Source organism: Cryobacterium tagatosivorans (assembly GCF_004402215.1).
GTDB lineage: Bacteria > Actinomycetota > Actinomycetes > Actinomycetales > Microbacteriaceae > Cryobacterium > Cryobacterium tagatosivorans.
In genome coordinates this window covers 1-14136 of record NZ_SOEZ01000054.1, presented here as the reverse complement: position 1 = coordinate 14136, position 14136 = coordinate 1, and the positions used below count along the sequence as shown (strand labels likewise).

The following is a 14136-nucleotide window of genomic DNA, read 5'->3' as shown; positions in this document are numbered from 1 at the left end:
CATGGCCACGATCGAGCGTGATGTCGTCATCATCGGCGCCGGGGCATCCGGCCTCACGGCGGCGACCGAGCTCCGCAAGGCGGGCCTCAGCGTTGCCGTGCTCGAGGCCAGGAACCGGGTCGGCGGCCGGCTCTGGACCGACATCATCGAGGGCGCGATGCTCGAGATCGGCGGCCAGTGGGTCTCCCCCGACCAGGATGCGCTGAAGAGCACCCTGGCCGAGCTCGGCCTGGAAACCTACCCGCGCCACCGCACCGGCGACAACGTCTACATCAAGGCCGCCGGCGAGGTCAGCCGCTTCCAGGGCGAGATTTTCCCGGTATCGGCGACCACGGAGCACGAACTGGTCAGCCTGATCGACAAGCTGGATGCCCTCGTCGCCGAGATCGACCCCGACCGCCCCTGGGCGCACCCGCGCGCGGCCGAACTCGACGAGATCTCCTTCAGCCGCTGGCTCGAGACGCAGACGGATGACCGCGAGGCGCACGACAACATCAGCATGTTCATCGCCGGGGCCATGCTGACCAAGCCGGCGCACGCCTTCTCCGCGCTGCAGGCCCTGCTCATGGCCGCCAGCGCCGGCTCCTTCAGCAACCTCGTCGACGCGGACTACATCCTCGACGAGAGGGTGGTCGGCGGCCTGCAACAGGTCCCCCTGCTCCTCGCCGAACGCCTCGGCGACGACGTGCACCTCGGCCGGCCGGTGCGCACCCTTCGCTGGAACGACGCCGGCGTCGGCGCCGTCACCGACGAACTCCAGGTGCACGCCCGCCGGGCCATCCTCGCCGTCCCACCCGTCCTGATCAGCCGGATCTCTTTCGAACCGGCGCTGCCTCGTCGCCAGCAGCAGCTGCACCAACACCTGTCGATGGGTTTCGTGATCAAGGTCCACGCCGTCTACGAGACGCCGTTCTGGCGCGCGGATGGACTCTCCGGCACCGCCTTCAGCCCGTACGAGCTGGTGCACGAGGCCTACGACAACACCAACTTCGACGACGAGCGCGGCACCCTCGTCGGCTTCGTCGCCGACGAGGAGGCCGACGCGGTCTTCGCCCTCTCGGCGGAGGAGCGCCGGCTCCGGATCCTCACCTCGCTCGCGCGCTACTACGGGCCGCGGGCGCTCGAGCCCGTCGTCTACTACGAAAGCGACTGGGGCTCAGAGGAATGGACGCGCGGCGCCTACGCGGCCAGCTTCGACATGGGCGGTCTGGCCCGCTACGGCGCGGAGCTGCGCAGCCCCGTCGGCCCGATCTCCTTCTCCTGCAGCGACATCGCGGGCAAGGGCTACCAGCACGTCGACGGCGCCATCCGGGTGGGGCGCGAAACGGCGGCGGCGATCATCGCCGCCGAACGCCCGGCCGCCCCAGCGGGGTGACCGACAGGTTGTGCTCCGCCAGCGCGCGCTGCAGCCGGGCCTTCGTCAGGTTCGTCCGCACGATCCACTGGGCGTCCGGCGACGGGTTCGCCGCCAGCGCCGTGAACGGGCCGATTCCCCGAGCCGGGTTCGCCCCGATGGCGACGCTCCAGCAGTAACCCAGCGCCTGCCGCAGCGTCTTGTGAGCGGCCGACGACGGCGTCCGCTCGTCCCCGAGCACCCACTCGGTCGCGCGCTCGCAGGCCCGGAGGGCGAGCTCCTGCGCCTCCGGTGAGCCCAGCAGCCACGGCTCACAGACGGCCGCGATCGCCGCACGCAGCACCAGCGGATCGCTCGAGCGCGACCAGGCCTCGATGATCGTGTCCAGCAGGCCGGGGTCCGCATCTCCGACCGACTGGAACGCCCGGGCCACGGCTTCGCGGATACGCCAGCGCGAATCGGGGGCCGCGGCCTCGAGGGCGCCGAGCGCGAACGCGCGCCGGGCGGGGTCGAGAACGAGCCGGCCGAGCCCCTGCGTGCCGCAGAAGGCGAGGTATTCGTCCGGGTCCGACGAAAACGCCGTGATGACATCCGGGGATGCCTGTGCCGCGAACGCGCTCGCCGGCGGGTTCAGGGCGCGCCTGCCCACCGCCCCTGACATTTGTCGCAATGATCAATTAGATGTTTCGGCCGTCCTAAAGCTAGGTTGAGAAAATCAGTGCAGCACTGCGGCGCACGCGTTCGGATCCGTCCAGGGTCCCGGCTCCCCGCGGCGTAGCGCCAGGAATAAGGAGTCGTGCGTGAAGGTAGGCATAGGGCGAGAGCTGCGCGAGGGCGAGCGCCGGGTCGCGGCAACGCCGGAGACGGCGGGCCAGCTGGTCGCGTTGGGAGTCGAGGTGCTGGTCGAGGCCGGAGCCGGGACGGAATCGGGCTACTCCGACGGCGCCTACGCGGATGCCGGCGCCAGTGTCGTGCCGCACCTGGCCGTCGGCGAACTCGACGTCCTCTGCCATGTGCGCCCGCTCACACCCGCACAGGCCTCCTCGCTCCGATCCGGCACGATCACGATCGGCCTCGCCTCGCCGGCGGCCGAGCTGGAGACGGTTTCCGCCCTCGCCGCGGCCGGCGTGACGGCCTTCGCGCTCGAGCTCGTGCCCCGGATCTCCCGGGCCCAGTCGATGGACGCCCTCACCTCCCAGGCGCTCGTGGCCGGCTACCGGATCGTCCTCGAGGCGGCCATCCGGTTCCCTCGTTTCTTCCCGCTCTACATGACCGCCGCCGGCACGATCCCGCCGGCGCGCGTGCTCGTGCTCGGCGCCGGGGTGGCCGGACTGCAGGCCATCGGCACCGCGAAGCGTCTCGGCGCCCGCGTCTCCGCGTACGACGTCCGTCCGGCATCCGCCGACGAGGTGACCTCGATGGGCGGGACGTTCGTCCACCTGGACCTCGACGCCGTGGAGGGGACCGGCGGCTACGCCCGCGAACTCAGCGAAGACCGCGCCGTCCGGCAGCGCGAGCTGCTGGCGCCGCACGTCGCCGCCGCGGATGTGCTGATCACGACCGCTGCCATCCCCGGGCGACCGGCGCCGCTGCTCGTCACGAGCGACATGGTCGCGGGCATGCGGGCCGGATCCATCGTCGTGGACCTGGCCGCGGAATCCGGCGGAAACGTCGAGGGTGTCGTCGCCGGCCGGGATGTCCCGGTGCCCACGACGGCCGGTGACGGGGTGGTGACCCTCGTCGGAATGAAGGACGCGGCATCCGCCATGCCCGCCGACGCGTCGCGGCTCTACGCGAAGAACGTCGCCAACCTGCTTGCCCTGATGACCGCCGACGGCATCGTCGCCCCTGATTTCGCTGATGAGGTCCTCGCCGGGGCCTGCCTGACCCACGACGGGAAGGTCACGCACGCACCGACCGCCGCCGCCCTCGAAGGAGCAAACTGATGGACCCGATCACCCTCCTGACCGTGGTCGTGCTGGCCGTCTTCGTCGGCTTCGAGGTCGTCTCGAAGGTGTCGAGCACGCTGCACACCCCGCTGATGTCGGGCGCCAACGCGATCCACGGCATCATCCTGATCGGCGCCATCATCGTCGCCGGACAGACGACCGAGACCGGCCTGCTCGTGGTCGCGCTGATCGCCGTCGTCCTCGCAACCGCGAACCTCGTGGGTGGCTTCGTCGTGACCGACCGGATGCTGGGAATGTTCCGCGGCCGAAAGCCCGCGACCGACGCCGGGGAAGGCACCAAATGAGCCTGCTCGCTCCCGAGTGGACCGCGATCCTCTACCTGATCGCGGCCGTCTGCTTCATCCTCGCGCTCAAGGGACTCAACTCCCCGCGCACCGCCCGCCGCGGCAACCTGATCGGAGCGGCCGGTGCACTGCTGGCGGTCGTGACGGTGTTCCTGTCGTCGCGGCTCGAGAACATCCCGCTCATCCTCGTGGCGATCGCGGTCGGCTCGGCCATCGCGGCGCCGATCGCGCGGCGCGTGCAGATGACGCAGATGCCGCAACTGGTGGCGCTGTTCAACGGGGTCGGCGGCGGTGCCGCGGCGCTCGTCGCCGTGCTGGAACTCGGCCACAGCCTGGACGCATGGGTGCGGGTGGCCGTGGTCTTCACGATGCTCATCGGCGCGGTCTCGTTCTCCGGTTCGGCCGTGACGGTGGCCAAGCTGCAGGAACTGATCACCACGCGCCCGGTCATCTTCCCGGGCATGCGCTGGGTGATGACGGCGGTGCTCCTGGCCTCGATCGTGGCCGGCGGGTTTGTCGTCGCCACCGGCTCGGCCGGCTGGGCCATCGCCCTGCTGCTGCTCGGCCTCGCCGCCGGGCTCCTGCTCGTGCTGCCGGTCGGCGGGGCCGACGTCCCCATCGTCATCTCGCTGCTGAACGCGTTCACGGGGCTCGCGGTCGCGGCATCCGGAATCGTGCTGGGCAACCTGCTCCTCGTGGTCGCCGGCACCCTCGTCGGCGCGAGCGGTACCATCCTGACCCGCGCGATGGCGTCCGCGATGGGCCGCGGAGTGAGCGGGATCATGTTCGGTGCGTTCCGCGGCGGATCGACCGCCGGGTCGACCGCGCAGAGCGACCGGCCGGTCCGCTCGTCGGGGCCGGAGGACGTCGCCGTGCTCCTCGCCTACGCCCAGCGCGTCGTGATCGTGCCCGGGTACGGCCTCGCCGTCGCCCAGGGCCAGCACACCATCGCCGAACTCGCCACAACCCTCGCCGCCCGCGGCGTCGAGGTCGACTTCGCCATCCACCCGGTGGCCGGTCGGATGCCGGGCCACATGAACGTGCTGCTCGCGGAGGCCAACGTGCCCTACGAGTCGCTCAAGGAGATGGCGGAGGTCAACCCGGAATTCAAGCACGCGGATGTCGCCCTCGTCGTCGGTGCCAACGACGTCGTCAACCCGGCGGCCAAGTCGTCACCCGGCTCGCCCATCTACGGGATGCCGATCCTCGAGGTCGGGCAGGCGCGCCAGGTGATCTTCCTGAAGCGCTCCATGCGCCCCGGCTTCGCCGGGATCGAGAACGAGCTGCTCTACGACCCGAAGACCTCGCTGCTCTTCGGCGACGCGAAGGACTCACTGACCAAGGTGCTGGGGGCCGTCAACGCACTCTGACGCGCGGCCGTGGGCGCGCGGGCTCTGGCGCGCGACCGTGGCACGTGAGGGCCCTGACGCGCGGCCCTCCACCGCAACGCACTCTGCGCCCTCCTCCCGCGCCCCTCGCTCCGGGGCTCGCACCGCCCGCGCGTAGACTGGGCTGGTACGAGATTCCGTAACGAAAGAGGTTCGCGTGGCGAAAGCCCAGGCAGCTGCCACCGTGGGTGCGCGGCTGGGTGACCGGCCCGGCGCACGGTACTGGACGGTTCCCGTCCTGCGTGCGGTCCTGGCCCTGGTCCCGGCCGCCGTCATCACCTTCACGCCCGATCACGCCGCCCGATTCGGACTCCTGGTCTTCGGCGCGTTCGCCCTGCTGAGCGGCCTGCTCCTCGTCGGCCTGGGCCGGCGCACGCTGGCCGACCCGAGGGAACGCACGCTGTTCGCCGTGCAGGGCGCCGTCGGCGTCCTCGCCGGGGCGCTCGCCCTCGCCCTGAACGGCGGAGGGCTCGGCTTCTTCCTCTACCTCGTCAGCGTCTGGGCCGCCGTGACCGGCTTCACCGAGCTGTACAGCGGCGTCCGCGTGCGCGGGCGGTCGGCATCCGCCCGGGACTGGATGCTCGTCGGCGGCCTGACCGCCGCCCTCGCCCTCGCCTTCCTGCTCCTGCCGCCCAATGCCGTCGTCGCCGTCGGGCTCTTCGGCGCCTACCTCGTCATCCTGGGCGTGTACCTCGTCATTGCCGGCCTCTCCCTGAAGTGGGCGCCGAGCGACGAGCCGGCCCCGGCATCCGCCCCGGCATCCGCCACCAATGATTCGGACCCCTCGTGACCCAGAACACCCCGCACCAGCCCAGCCGATCCGAGAGGCTGAGGCCGGCCGAACTCGTCGGATTCTCCGGCGTGCTGGCCCTGGTCGTCGGACTCGTCGTGCTCATGGCCACGCGCCAGGTCGTGCTGTCCGTGATCTCCCTGGGCATCACGTTCATCGTCGTGCTCATCGCGGTCGCCATGTTCACGCTGAACATGAAGCCGAACGACGCCGAGAAGTCCGACCTCGACGAACAAAACCACGGCGCCTGACCGCGCGCCTCGTCACCCGCGCGCCCCATTTCGGCCACGCCACATTCGCCGAACCGTGAGTTTGGCACCTTAACCCGGCGTGGGAAGGTGCCAAACTCACGGTTCGGCGAAGAGGGGCGGGGGCGATCCGGGCGCGGGGTTAGCGCAGGTGGTCGATGAGCGGGTCGGCCAGGCCGACGTAGCCGGCCGGGGTGAGGGCCAGCAGGCGCTGCCTGGCGGCGTCGCCGATCTCGAGGGCCGAGACGAATGCGGCCAGGTCGGCCTGCCCGATGCGCTTGCCGCGGGTCAGCTCCTTGAGCAGCGCGTAGGGGTCCTCGATCGTGGAGCGCCCGGCCGTGACCTCGGCGCGGATGACGGTCTGGATCGCCTCGCCGAGGATCTCCCAGTTCGCATCGAGGTCGGCCGCGAGCAGCACCCGGTCGATGTCGATCTCGCCGAGGCCCCGCACGATGTTGTCGAGCGCGAGCAGGGAGTGGCCGAACCCCACGCCGATGTTGCGCTGCGTGGTCGAGTCGGTCAGGTCGCGCTGCAGGCGTGAGGTGACGAGGGTGGCCGAGAGCGAGTCGAGGATGGCGCTCGAGAGCTCCAGGTTGGCCTCGGCGTTCTCGAACCGGATCGGGTTGATCTTGTGCGGCATGGTCGACGAACCGGTCGCCCCGGCCTGGGGGATCTGGCGGAAGTAGCCGATCGAGATGTAGCTCCAGATGTCGGTGGCCAGGTTGTGCAGCACCCGGTTGGCGTGCGAGACCTTCGCGTAGAGCTCGGCCTGCCAATCGTGGGACTCGATCTGCGTTGTCAGCGGGTTCCAGGTGAGGCCGAGGCCCTCGACGAACTCACGCGAGATGGCCGGCCAGTCGACGGACGGCTCTGCCGCGACGTGGGCGGCGAACGTGCCGGTGGCGCCGCTGAACTTGCCGAGGTAGTCGTTGGCTTCGACCTGGCCGGCGATCCGCTCCAGGCGGTAAACGAAGACGGCGATTTCCTTGCCCATGGTCGTCGGTGTCGCCGGCTGGCCGTGGGTGCGGGCGAGCATGGCGTCGGCCCGGTACTCCTCGGCCCGGCCGCGCAGGGCACCGATCACGGCACGAAGCTTGGGCAGCCAGACGTCGCGCACGGCCTCCCGCACGGTCAGCGCGTAGGCGAGGTTGTTGATGTCCTCGCTGGTGGCCGCGAAGTGGGTCAGTTCGCTGATCTGCTCGAGGCCGAGGGACGCCAGGCGGCGGCGCACGAGGTACTCGACGGCCTTGACATCATGCCGGGTGGTGGCCTCGAGCACGGCGAGCTCGTCGATTTCGGCCTGGCCGAAGGAGGTGACGATCCGGCGCAGGGCGGCCTTCTGCTCCGCGTCAAGCGGGGCGGAACCAAACAGTTTGTGGTCCGTCAGCGTGATCAGCCATTCGACCTCGACCTGCACGCGTGCGCGGTTGAGTCCCGCCTCTGACAGGTACTCGCCCAGTTCGGTGACGGCGGCACGGTAGCGGCCGTCGAGCGGGCTGAGGACCTGGGGGGGTAGTGGACTCATCGGACTCCCTGTCTGATTGCGGGTGCGAGCTGCTTGAAGAGCGCCTGGTTCGCACTATCAATCATGCCTAAAACCGAGTCAAACAAAGCATCGTCGGAGTAATACGGGTCGGGAACGTCCTGCAGGACCGCCTGGTCGGGGTCGAAACTGAGCAGCAGGCGGACCTTGCTGCGGTCATGATCGGTGCCGGCCCAGTTGCGCAGGATGCGCTCCTGCGACCGGTCGAGGACGACGACGAGGTCCAGGTCGGTGAACCAGGCCGGGTCGAACTGGCGCGCGCGGTGGTGGCTGCCGTCGTAGCCGCGCTTGGCCAGGGCGGTGATCGTGCGGCCGTCGGCCTGCTCGCCCACATGCCAGTCGCCGGTGCCCGCGGAGCTCGTGGTGATCAGCCGGCTCAACCCGGAGCGCGTGATCAGGTCGCGCAACATCACCTCCGCCATCGGGGAGCGGCAGATGTTGCCGGTGCACACGAAAATTATGCGGAAGGGTGTCGCCTCATCGGGGTTGAGGGCGGCGAAACTCATCCCCCCATTGTGGCCCCCGTTTCCCGTCCTGCACACCCGCCCATTTCCTGAACAGTGAACGAACATCGGCGCGTCCGGGCGAGGCGCCGCAGGCGCTGGCACCCTCGAATCGATCGAGGAGGTGCCGTGCAGGGACTGCCGCCCGCTGGCCTGTTCGGCGACCCGACGGACGCCGAACGGCGCGCCGAGCGCCTTTCGGCCCTGCGCGAGCAACGGATGCTGCTGCACGGCCTCCGGGACGAGGTCGGCCTGGCCTCGGCCGCGGTGGCGGCGGCCGACCTCGGCGACTCGTGGCAGTCGGCGGCGCACCGGGACTACGCCGCACGCCTCGGCGACCTGGCCGGCGACCTCTGCCGGGCCGGCCGGCAGCTCGACGACGCCCTCGACGCCGTGCACACCGCTATCTCGAGGCTCACGGCCGGATGACCGGGCCGGCCGGCAGCGGAAGAAACGGACGCGACGACCCGGGCGCGCTCGTGCTCTCCGGCGGCGGCACCACGATGGTCGCCACCGACGCGCTGCTCGCGCAGGCGGCGCGGCTGGCGCTCCTGCACGCCGACGCGACGGACTGGCGGGCGCGACTCGAACGCATCCGCACGCTGGAGGACAAGCCGGCGCCGATGTGGTCGGCCGGCGAGCCCGGCCTGATGGTCTTCGCGGCCCGGCAGAGCATCGACGCGATCGAAACCCGGAGCGGGGAACTGGCCGAATCGCTCGTGGCGGCCGCGGAGGCGTACGGGCAGGCAGAGCGGACCGCAGAGATGCTCGCCCGCTTCGCGGGAGCCTGGGTGGGGCACACCCTGGGACGCCTGGCTCCGTTGATCCTCGCCGCCGCGATCCCGGCCGCCACGGCCGGCACGGTGGCCTGGCTGCTTGCCGGCCTGCTGCCGCACGACGGCCGGCACGACGACGAACGCGGCGACGAACGCGGCGGCGAACGCGGCGGCGAACGCGGCGGCGAACACGGCGACGAACACGGCGACGAACACGGCGACGAACACGACGGCGAACACGGCGGCGAACACGGCGACGAACGCCGCGACGAACGCGGCGCCCTCCGTCCGGACCCCCGCTTACTCACGAACCCGGCCGTGGTGGCGCTGGTGCGGCTGCTGGTGTCCTCGGTCGATGACGCCGCGGCCGGCGCCCTCGGCCTGCCCTTCCCGGTGTCCGCCGCGCTCGGCGACGAGGGGGCCGCGCTGCTCGGGGTGACGACCTCGGCCGCCGGCACGCTCGCCGTGGCGCGCTCGATCGGGATGCTCCGGGAGACGCCGGTCACGGTGGCCCGTGTCGGCCGGCCGCGGCCGGCCGCACCGCCGGCCGGGTTCGCGGACCTCGCCGCCCGGATCCCCGCGGTCTCCCGGGGCGGCCCGCAGGTGCGCATCGAGCGCTACGGCGGCGCCGAAGACGCCGCCTGGCTGGTCTATATCGGGGGCACCGCCGAGTGGAGCCCGGTCTCGGCCGGCGAACCGTGGGACATGACCTCCAACATCACCGCCGTCGCCGAGCAGGGTGCCGGCTCGTACCGGGCCGTCGTCCAGGCGATGCGCGAGGCCGGCATCCGCCCCACCGACGCGGTGATCCCGGTCGGCCATTCCCAGGGTGGCCTCGTCGCGGCGCAGCTGGCCGCGGCCGGGGAGTTCCACACCGTCGCGGTGGCCACCTTCGGCGCGCCGGTCGCCCAGGTTCCGGTGCCGCCCGGGCTGCCCACGGTCGCGGTCGAGCACGCCGAGGACCTTGTGCCCGCGTTCGGCGGATCCGCCGGCGATGCGCCCGCGCGCCTCACCGTGCGCCGGGAGCTGTACGCCGACGCGGCGGTGCCGGCCTCGCCGCTTCCGGCTCACGGGCTGGTCAACTACCGGGAGACGGCCCGCCTGGTGGACGCCTCGCCGGCTCCGGCGCTGGTCGATCTCCGCTCGCTCCTCGCGGCGACCGTGGGCACGGCACCGGGCGTTGCCACGCGCTGGCGGGGCTCCCGATCGGGCGCTATCGCCTCGAAGTGAGCGGACGCGTGAGCAGCCCGAGCAGCCAGCTGATGATGCCCAGCACGAGCGCGCCCAGCACGCCGGACCAGAGGTCGTCGACGACGAGGCCGAAGCCCATCAGGCTGGAGATCCAGGCGGCGAGCATCAGGAGCAGGCCGTTCACGACGAGCGCGAGCAGGCCGAGGGTGAGGATGTACAGCGGCAGCGCGATGATGTGCACGACCGTGCCGATGAACGTGTTGACCAGGCCGAAGATCAGGGCGACGAGCAGGAAGGTGACGAAGACGGCCGTCGAGTCGTCCGCGTACGGCACCACGTGCACGCCGGTGACGACCAGGGTTGTCAGCCACAGCGCGACGGCGTTGACGATCAGCTTGATCAGGAATCTGCCCATGGCTCCACTATGGCACCGGACCGGGGCATCGCGCATGCGGTCAGGTGAATATGCCGCGGCGTAGACTCGCCGAGTGAGCCCCTCTGACCTGCCATCAGTCCGTCTGCGTCCCGAGATCGTTGCCCTGCCTGCCTACCGCCAGGGCAAACCGGCCGACGCGGCGGCGTTCAAGCTCTCGAGCAATGAGAACCCGTTCGACCCGCTGCCCAGCGTCATCGAGGCGGTCAACGCCGCCACCGCGTTCAACCGCTACCCGGATGCCTCCGCCCTCGCGCTCCGGGAACGGCTCGCCGCCAGGTTCGGTGTCAGCTCCGACGAGGTGCACGTGGGCTCCGGGTCGGTGGCCCTGCTGGCCCAGCTGATCCTCGCCGCGGCCGGACCCGGCGATGAGGTGCTGTACTCCTGGCGCTCGTTCGAGGCCTACCCCGGCCTGGTCACGGTCAGCGGCGCGACCAGCGTGCAGGTGCCGAACCGCGCCAACCACGGGCACGACCTGCCCGAAATGGCCGCCGCCATCAACGACCGCACCCGCGTCGTCATCGTCTGCAGCCCGAACAACCCGACCGGGACGATCGTCACGGCCGAGGAATTCGACGCGTTCATGGCCGTCGTCCCGAAGGATCTCCTGGTCATTCTCGACGAGGCATACGCCGAGTTCGTGACCGCCCCGGACGCGGTCAAGGGCCCACCGCTGCTCGCCCGGTACCCCAACCTGGTCGTGCTGCGCACCTTCTCCAAGGCCTACGGGCTCGCCGGGCTCCGGGTCGGCTACGCCCTCGGCCCCGTCCCGATCCTGGACGCCGCCCGCTCCACGGCGATCCCGCTGTCCGTGACCGGGCCGGCCGGCGCCGCTGCGATCGCCTCCCTCGACGTCGAACGCGAGCTGCTCGCCCGGGTCGAGGTCATCGCCGAGCGACGCGACGCGGCCTGGCAGGCGCTCACCAGCCAGGGCTGGAACATTCCGAACCCCCAGGGCAACTTCCTCTGGCTGCCCACCGGCGAGCAGACGACCGAGGTCGCCGACCGGCTCTTCGCCGCCGGACTCGTCGTGCGCGCCTTCCAGCCGGACGGCATCCGGGTGTCGATCGGCGAGGGAGAGGCTGTGGAGAAACTCCTACGGATCGCGGCTGACATTGTTGGAGATCTACCGGCGGGCAACCCGGCACGCCGGTTAGGTTAGAACCGTGCCAGCCACCCCCAATGACGCACTCCCGACCGTGCAGCTGCTCTCCACGGAGGGTGTGTTTCGGCCGAACGACGCCGCGGCCGAGTTCCTGCCCTACCTCGATCGACTGACCGAGGACGACTACCGCCGGTTCTACCGCGACATGGTCGTCGTGCGGAAGTTCGACACCGAGGCGGCCAACCTGCAGCGCCAGGGCCAGCTCGCCCTCTGGGTGCCCAGCCACGGACAGGAGGCGGCCCAGGTCGGCTCCGCCTACGCCACACGATCGCAGGACCACGTCTTCCCGTCGTACCGCGAGCATGTCGTCGGCATGATCCGGGGGCTCGACCTCGTCGACATCCTCCGGATGCTGCGCGGCGTCACGCTCGGCGGCTGGAACCCGGAAGACCACGGCAACTTCCACCTCTACACCCTGGTGCTCGCCTCGCAGACCCTGCACGCCACCGGCTACGCGATGGGCATGCAGCTGGACGGCTCGACCGCCACCGGCAACCCGGAGACCGACCAGGCGGTCATCGTCTACTACGGCGACGGCGCATCCTCGCAGGGCGACGCCAACGAGGCCCTCGTCTTCGCCGCCAGCTACCAGACCCCGCAGGTCTTCTTCCTGCAGAACAACCACTGGGCGATTTCGGTCCCGGTCTCCCGCCAGTCACGCTCGCCGCTCTACCTGCGGGCGGGCGGCTTCGGCATGCCGGGAACCCAGGTCGACGGCAACGACGTACTCGCCAGCTACGCGGTGACCGCGAAGTCGATGGATGACGCGCGCGCCGGTCGCGGCCCGGCCCTGATCGAGGCGCTGACCTACCGCGTCGGCGCCCACACCACGGCCGACGACCCGACGAAGTACCGGGACCCGGAGGAACTGGCCCACTGGGTCGCCCGCGACCCGATCGTGCGATTCCGCACCTACCTGCAGGGACTCGGCGTGGAGCAGGAATTCCTCGACTCCGTGGATGAGGAAGCCGCCGACTACGCCTCCGATGTGCGCCGCCGGGCGCTGGAGATCCGCGCGCCGGAACGCTCGGTCATCTTCGACAACGTGTACGCCGAGCCCCACCCGCTGATCGCCGAGCAGAAGACCTGGCTCGAACGCTACGAGGCATCCTTCGAAGGTGGCCAGGCATGAACGGCGAGGCCGTGACCCCGGGCTCGACCGCGAGCGCCGGCGCCGCCGCGGCATCCGCGAACCTGCCCATGACGAAGGCCCTGAACGCCGGGCTCCGGCAGGCCATGCTGGCCGACCCGAAGGTCCTGCTGATGGGCGAGGACATCGGCCCGCTCGGCGGCGTCTTCCGCGTGACCGAGGGACTCTTCGCCGAGTTCGGTGACAAGCGCGTCCTGGACACCCCGCTGGCCGAATCCGGGATCATCGGCACGGCGATCGGCCTGGCGATGCGCGGCTTCCGCCCGGTCTGCGAGATCCAGTTCGACGGCTTCGTCTTCCCCGGCTTCGACCAGATCACCAGCCAGCTGGCGCGCATGCGCAACCGCCACGAAGGCGGGCTGATCATGCCCGTCGTCATCCGCATCCCCTACGGCGGCCACATCGGCTCGATCGAGCACCACCAGGAAAGCCCGGAGGCGTACTTCGCGCACACGCCGGGTCTCCGCGTGGTCAGCCCGTCGAACCCGCACGACGCCTACTGGATGATGCAGGAGGCCATCGCCTCCGACGACCCGGTGATCTTCTTCGAACCGAAAAGCCGGTACTGGCCCAAGGGCGAGGTGCACTTCGGTGAGAGCGGCGCCCCGCTGCACGCCAGCCGCGTCGTGCGCACCGGGACGGATGTCACGGTGGTCGGCCACGGCGCCATGGTCAGCGTGCTGCTCCAGGCCGCCGACATCGCCCAGGCGGAGGGCATCAGCATCGAGGTCGTCGACCTCCGCTCGCTCTCGCCGATCGACTACGGACCGATCCTCGCCTCCGTGGAGAAGACCGGCCACCTGGTCGTCGCCCAGGAGGCGCACGGCAACGTCAGCGTCGGCTCCGAAATCGCCGCGACCGTCGCCGAGAAGGCGTTTTACACGCTCGAGGCCCCCGTGCTGCGGGTCTCGTCCTTCGACACCCCGTTCCCGCCGGCGGCCGTGGAGACCCACTTCCTGCCGAGCCCCGACCGCGTCCTCGAGGCCATCGACCGCGCCCTCGCCTACTGACCCATGATTCGTCTCAAGGAAGGCACAGCATGACCGTGTCGAAGTTCACCCTCCCGGATGTCGGCGAAGGGCTCACCGAAGCCGAGATCGTCGAGTGGAAGGTGGCTCCCGGCGACACGGTGACCATCAACCAGGTCCTCGTCGAGATCGAGACCGCCAAGTCGCTCGTCGAGTTGCCGTCCCCGTTCGTCGGCGTCGTCGGCGAGATCCTGGTCCCGGCCGGGAGCACGGTGGACGTCGGGACGGCGATCATCACGATCCACTCGGACCAGGCCGCGGACGCCGCCGCCGTGCCGGCCGCCGCGCCCGTGCCGGCCGCCGCGCCCGTGCC

General features: G+C 70.8%; 16 protein-coding genes. 12 read left to right on the top strand and 4 right to left on the bottom strand.

What is annotated here, in order from left to right; all coding sequences use genetic code 11:
• Position 1: 1 nt before the first annotated feature.
• Positions 2–1375, top strand: a complete 1374-nt coding sequence (locus E3O23_RS10525) for a flavin monoamine oxidase family protein (RefSeq protein ID WP_134490802.1) — start codon at positions 2–4, stop codon at positions 1373–1375.
• On the opposite strand, the gene E3O23_RS10520 is transcribed toward E3O23_RS10525, so the two are convergent.
• A complete protein-coding gene (locus tag E3O23_RS10520; RefSeq protein ID WP_134490800.1) occupies positions 1338–2015 on the bottom strand; it encodes a hypothetical protein in 678 nt (225 codons plus the stop codon). The genes E3O23_RS10525 and E3O23_RS10520 overlap by 38 nt on opposite strands.
• Before the next feature lie 139 nt (positions 2016–2154).
• On the opposite strand from E3O23_RS10520, the gene E3O23_RS10515 reads away from it, so the two are divergent.
• The 5 genes from E3O23_RS10515 to E3O23_RS10495 all read left to right on the top strand — a co-directional run bounded on the left by E3O23_RS10515 (position 2155) and on the right by E3O23_RS10495 (position 6037).
• Positions 2155–3300 carry a Re/Si-specific NAD(P)(+) transhydrogenase subunit alpha gene (locus tag E3O23_RS10515; RefSeq protein ID WP_134490798.1) on the top strand — a complete coding sequence of 382 codons (1146 nt, stop codon included), beginning with the start codon at positions 2155–2157 and terminating at the stop codon, positions 3298–3300.
• A complete protein-coding gene (locus E3O23_RS10510) occupies positions 3300–3608 on the top strand; it encodes an NAD(P) transhydrogenase subunit alpha part 2 (RefSeq protein ID WP_134490796.1) in 309 nt (102 codons plus the stop codon). The genes E3O23_RS10515 and E3O23_RS10510 overlap by 1 nt, the downstream gene beginning before the upstream one ends.
• Positions 3605–4978 (top strand): NAD(P)(+) transhydrogenase (Re/Si-specific) subunit beta, encoded by a 1374-nt coding sequence (locus E3O23_RS10505; RefSeq protein ID WP_134490794.1) that lies wholly within the window; start codon positions 3605–3607, stop codon positions 4976–4978. The genes E3O23_RS10510 and E3O23_RS10505 overlap by 4 nt, the downstream gene beginning before the upstream one ends.
• Positions 4979–5153: 175 nt before the next feature.
• Entirely contained in the window at positions 5154–5786 is a 633-nt protein-coding gene (locus E3O23_RS10500; RefSeq protein WP_241983431.1) for a DUF308 domain-containing protein, read from the top strand.
• Entirely contained in the window at positions 5783–6037 is a 255-nt protein-coding gene (locus tag E3O23_RS10495) for a hypothetical protein (protein ID WP_134490792.1), read from the top strand. Before E3O23_RS10500 ends, E3O23_RS10495 begins: the two co-directional genes overlap by 4 nt.
• Before the next feature lie 139 nt (positions 6038–6176).
• Here the strand turns inward: E3O23_RS10495 and purB are convergent, their stop codons facing one another.
• Both purB and E3O23_RS10485 read right to left on the bottom strand, forming a co-directional pair.
• Positions 6177–7559 (bottom strand): adenylosuccinate lyase, encoded by a 1383-nt coding sequence (gene purB / locus E3O23_RS10490; RefSeq protein ID WP_134490790.1) that lies wholly within the window; start codon positions 7557–7559, stop codon positions 6177–6179.
• Positions 7556–8083, bottom strand: a complete 528-nt coding sequence (locus tag E3O23_RS10485) for a low molecular weight protein-tyrosine-phosphatase (protein ID WP_134490788.1) — start codon at positions 8081–8083, stop codon at positions 7556–7558. The genes purB and E3O23_RS10485 overlap by 4 nt, the downstream gene beginning before the upstream one ends.
• Positions 8084–8209: 126 nt before the next feature.
• Between E3O23_RS10485 and E3O23_RS10480 the strand changes: the two genes are divergently transcribed.
• On the top strand, positions 8210–8509 hold the full coding sequence (locus tag E3O23_RS10480) for a hypothetical protein (RefSeq protein ID WP_134490786.1): 300 nt from the start codon (positions 8210–8212) through the stop codon (positions 8507–8509).
• The gene (locus E3O23_RS18155; RefSeq protein ID WP_166790488.1) at positions 8506–10086 is read left to right on the top strand and encodes a hypothetical protein; all 1581 of its coding nucleotides are present in this window, start codon (positions 8506–8508) and stop codon (positions 10084–10086) included. The genes E3O23_RS10480 and E3O23_RS18155 overlap by 4 nt, the downstream gene beginning before the upstream one ends.
• Here the strand turns inward: E3O23_RS18155 and E3O23_RS10470 are convergent.
• On the bottom strand, positions 10070–10462 hold the full coding sequence (locus tag E3O23_RS10470; RefSeq protein WP_134490784.1) for a phage holin family protein: 393 nt from the start codon (positions 10460–10462) through the stop codon (positions 10070–10072). The two genes, E3O23_RS18155 and E3O23_RS10470, sit on opposite strands and share 17 nt — an antisense overlap.
• Before the next feature lie 73 nt (positions 10463–10535).
• Here E3O23_RS10470 and E3O23_RS10465 point away from each other — a divergent pair, with 73 nt between their 5' ends.
• The 4 genes from E3O23_RS10465 to E3O23_RS10450 all read left to right on the top strand — a co-directional run.
• Complete coding sequence (locus tag E3O23_RS10465; protein WP_134490782.1) at positions 10536–11642, top strand: histidinol-phosphate transaminase; 1107 nt, start codon at positions 10536–10538, stop codon at positions 11640–11642.
• A 4-nt stretch (positions 11643–11646) separates the two neighbouring features.
• Positions 11647–12777, top strand: a complete 1131-nt coding sequence (locus E3O23_RS10460) for a thiamine pyrophosphate-dependent dehydrogenase E1 component subunit alpha (RefSeq protein ID WP_241983430.1) — start codon at positions 11647–11649, stop codon at positions 12775–12777.
• Between the two features lie 68 nt (positions 12778–12845).
• Positions 12846–13805: an alpha-ketoacid dehydrogenase subunit beta gene (locus E3O23_RS10455; protein WP_241983445.1), complete on the top strand. Its 960-nt coding sequence runs from the start codon at positions 12846–12848 to the stop codon at positions 13803–13805.
• Between the two features lie 29 nt (positions 13806–13834).
• Positions 13835–14136 (top strand): biotin/lipoyl-containing protein (locus E3O23_RS10450; RefSeq protein WP_338145305.1); only part of this gene is annotated, 302 nt, incomplete at its 3' end.

Bases quoted from the DNA above. Each gene is read 5' to 3' on its own strand.
- E3O23_RS18155 (WP_166790488.1), top strand. From the start codon at position 8,506: ATGACCGGGCCGGCCGGCAGCGGAAGAAACGGACGCGACGACCCGGGC.
- E3O23_RS10470 (WP_134490784.1), bottom strand. From the start codon at position 10,462: ATGGGCAGATTCCTGATCAAGCTGATCGTCAACGCCGTCGCGCTGTGG.
- E3O23_RS10520 (WP_134490800.1), bottom strand. From the start codon at position 2,015: ATGTCAGGGGCGGTGGGCAGGCGCGCCCTGAACCCGCCGGCGAGCGCG.
- E3O23_RS10485 (WP_134490788.1), bottom strand. From the start codon at position 8,083: ATGAGTTTCGCCGCCCTCAACCCCGATGAGGCGACACCCTTCCGCATA.
- E3O23_RS10455 (WP_241983445.1), top strand. From the start codon at position 12,846: ATGACGAAGGCCCTGAACGCCGGGCTCCGGCAGGCCATGCTGGCCGAC.
- purB (WP_134490790.1), bottom strand. From the start codon at position 7,559: ATGAGTCCACTACCCCCCCAGGTCCTCAGCCCGCTCGACGGCCGCTAC.
- E3O23_RS10525 (WP_134490802.1), top strand. From the start codon at position 2: ATGGCCACGATCGAGCGTGATGTCGTCATCATCGGCGCCGGGGCATCC.
- E3O23_RS10505 (WP_134490794.1), top strand. From the start codon at position 3,605: ATGAGCCTGCTCGCTCCCGAGTGGACCGCGATCCTCTACCTGATCGCG.
- E3O23_RS10510 (WP_134490796.1), top strand. From the start codon at position 3,300: ATGGACCCGATCACCCTCCTGACCGTGGTCGTGCTGGCCGTCTTCGTC.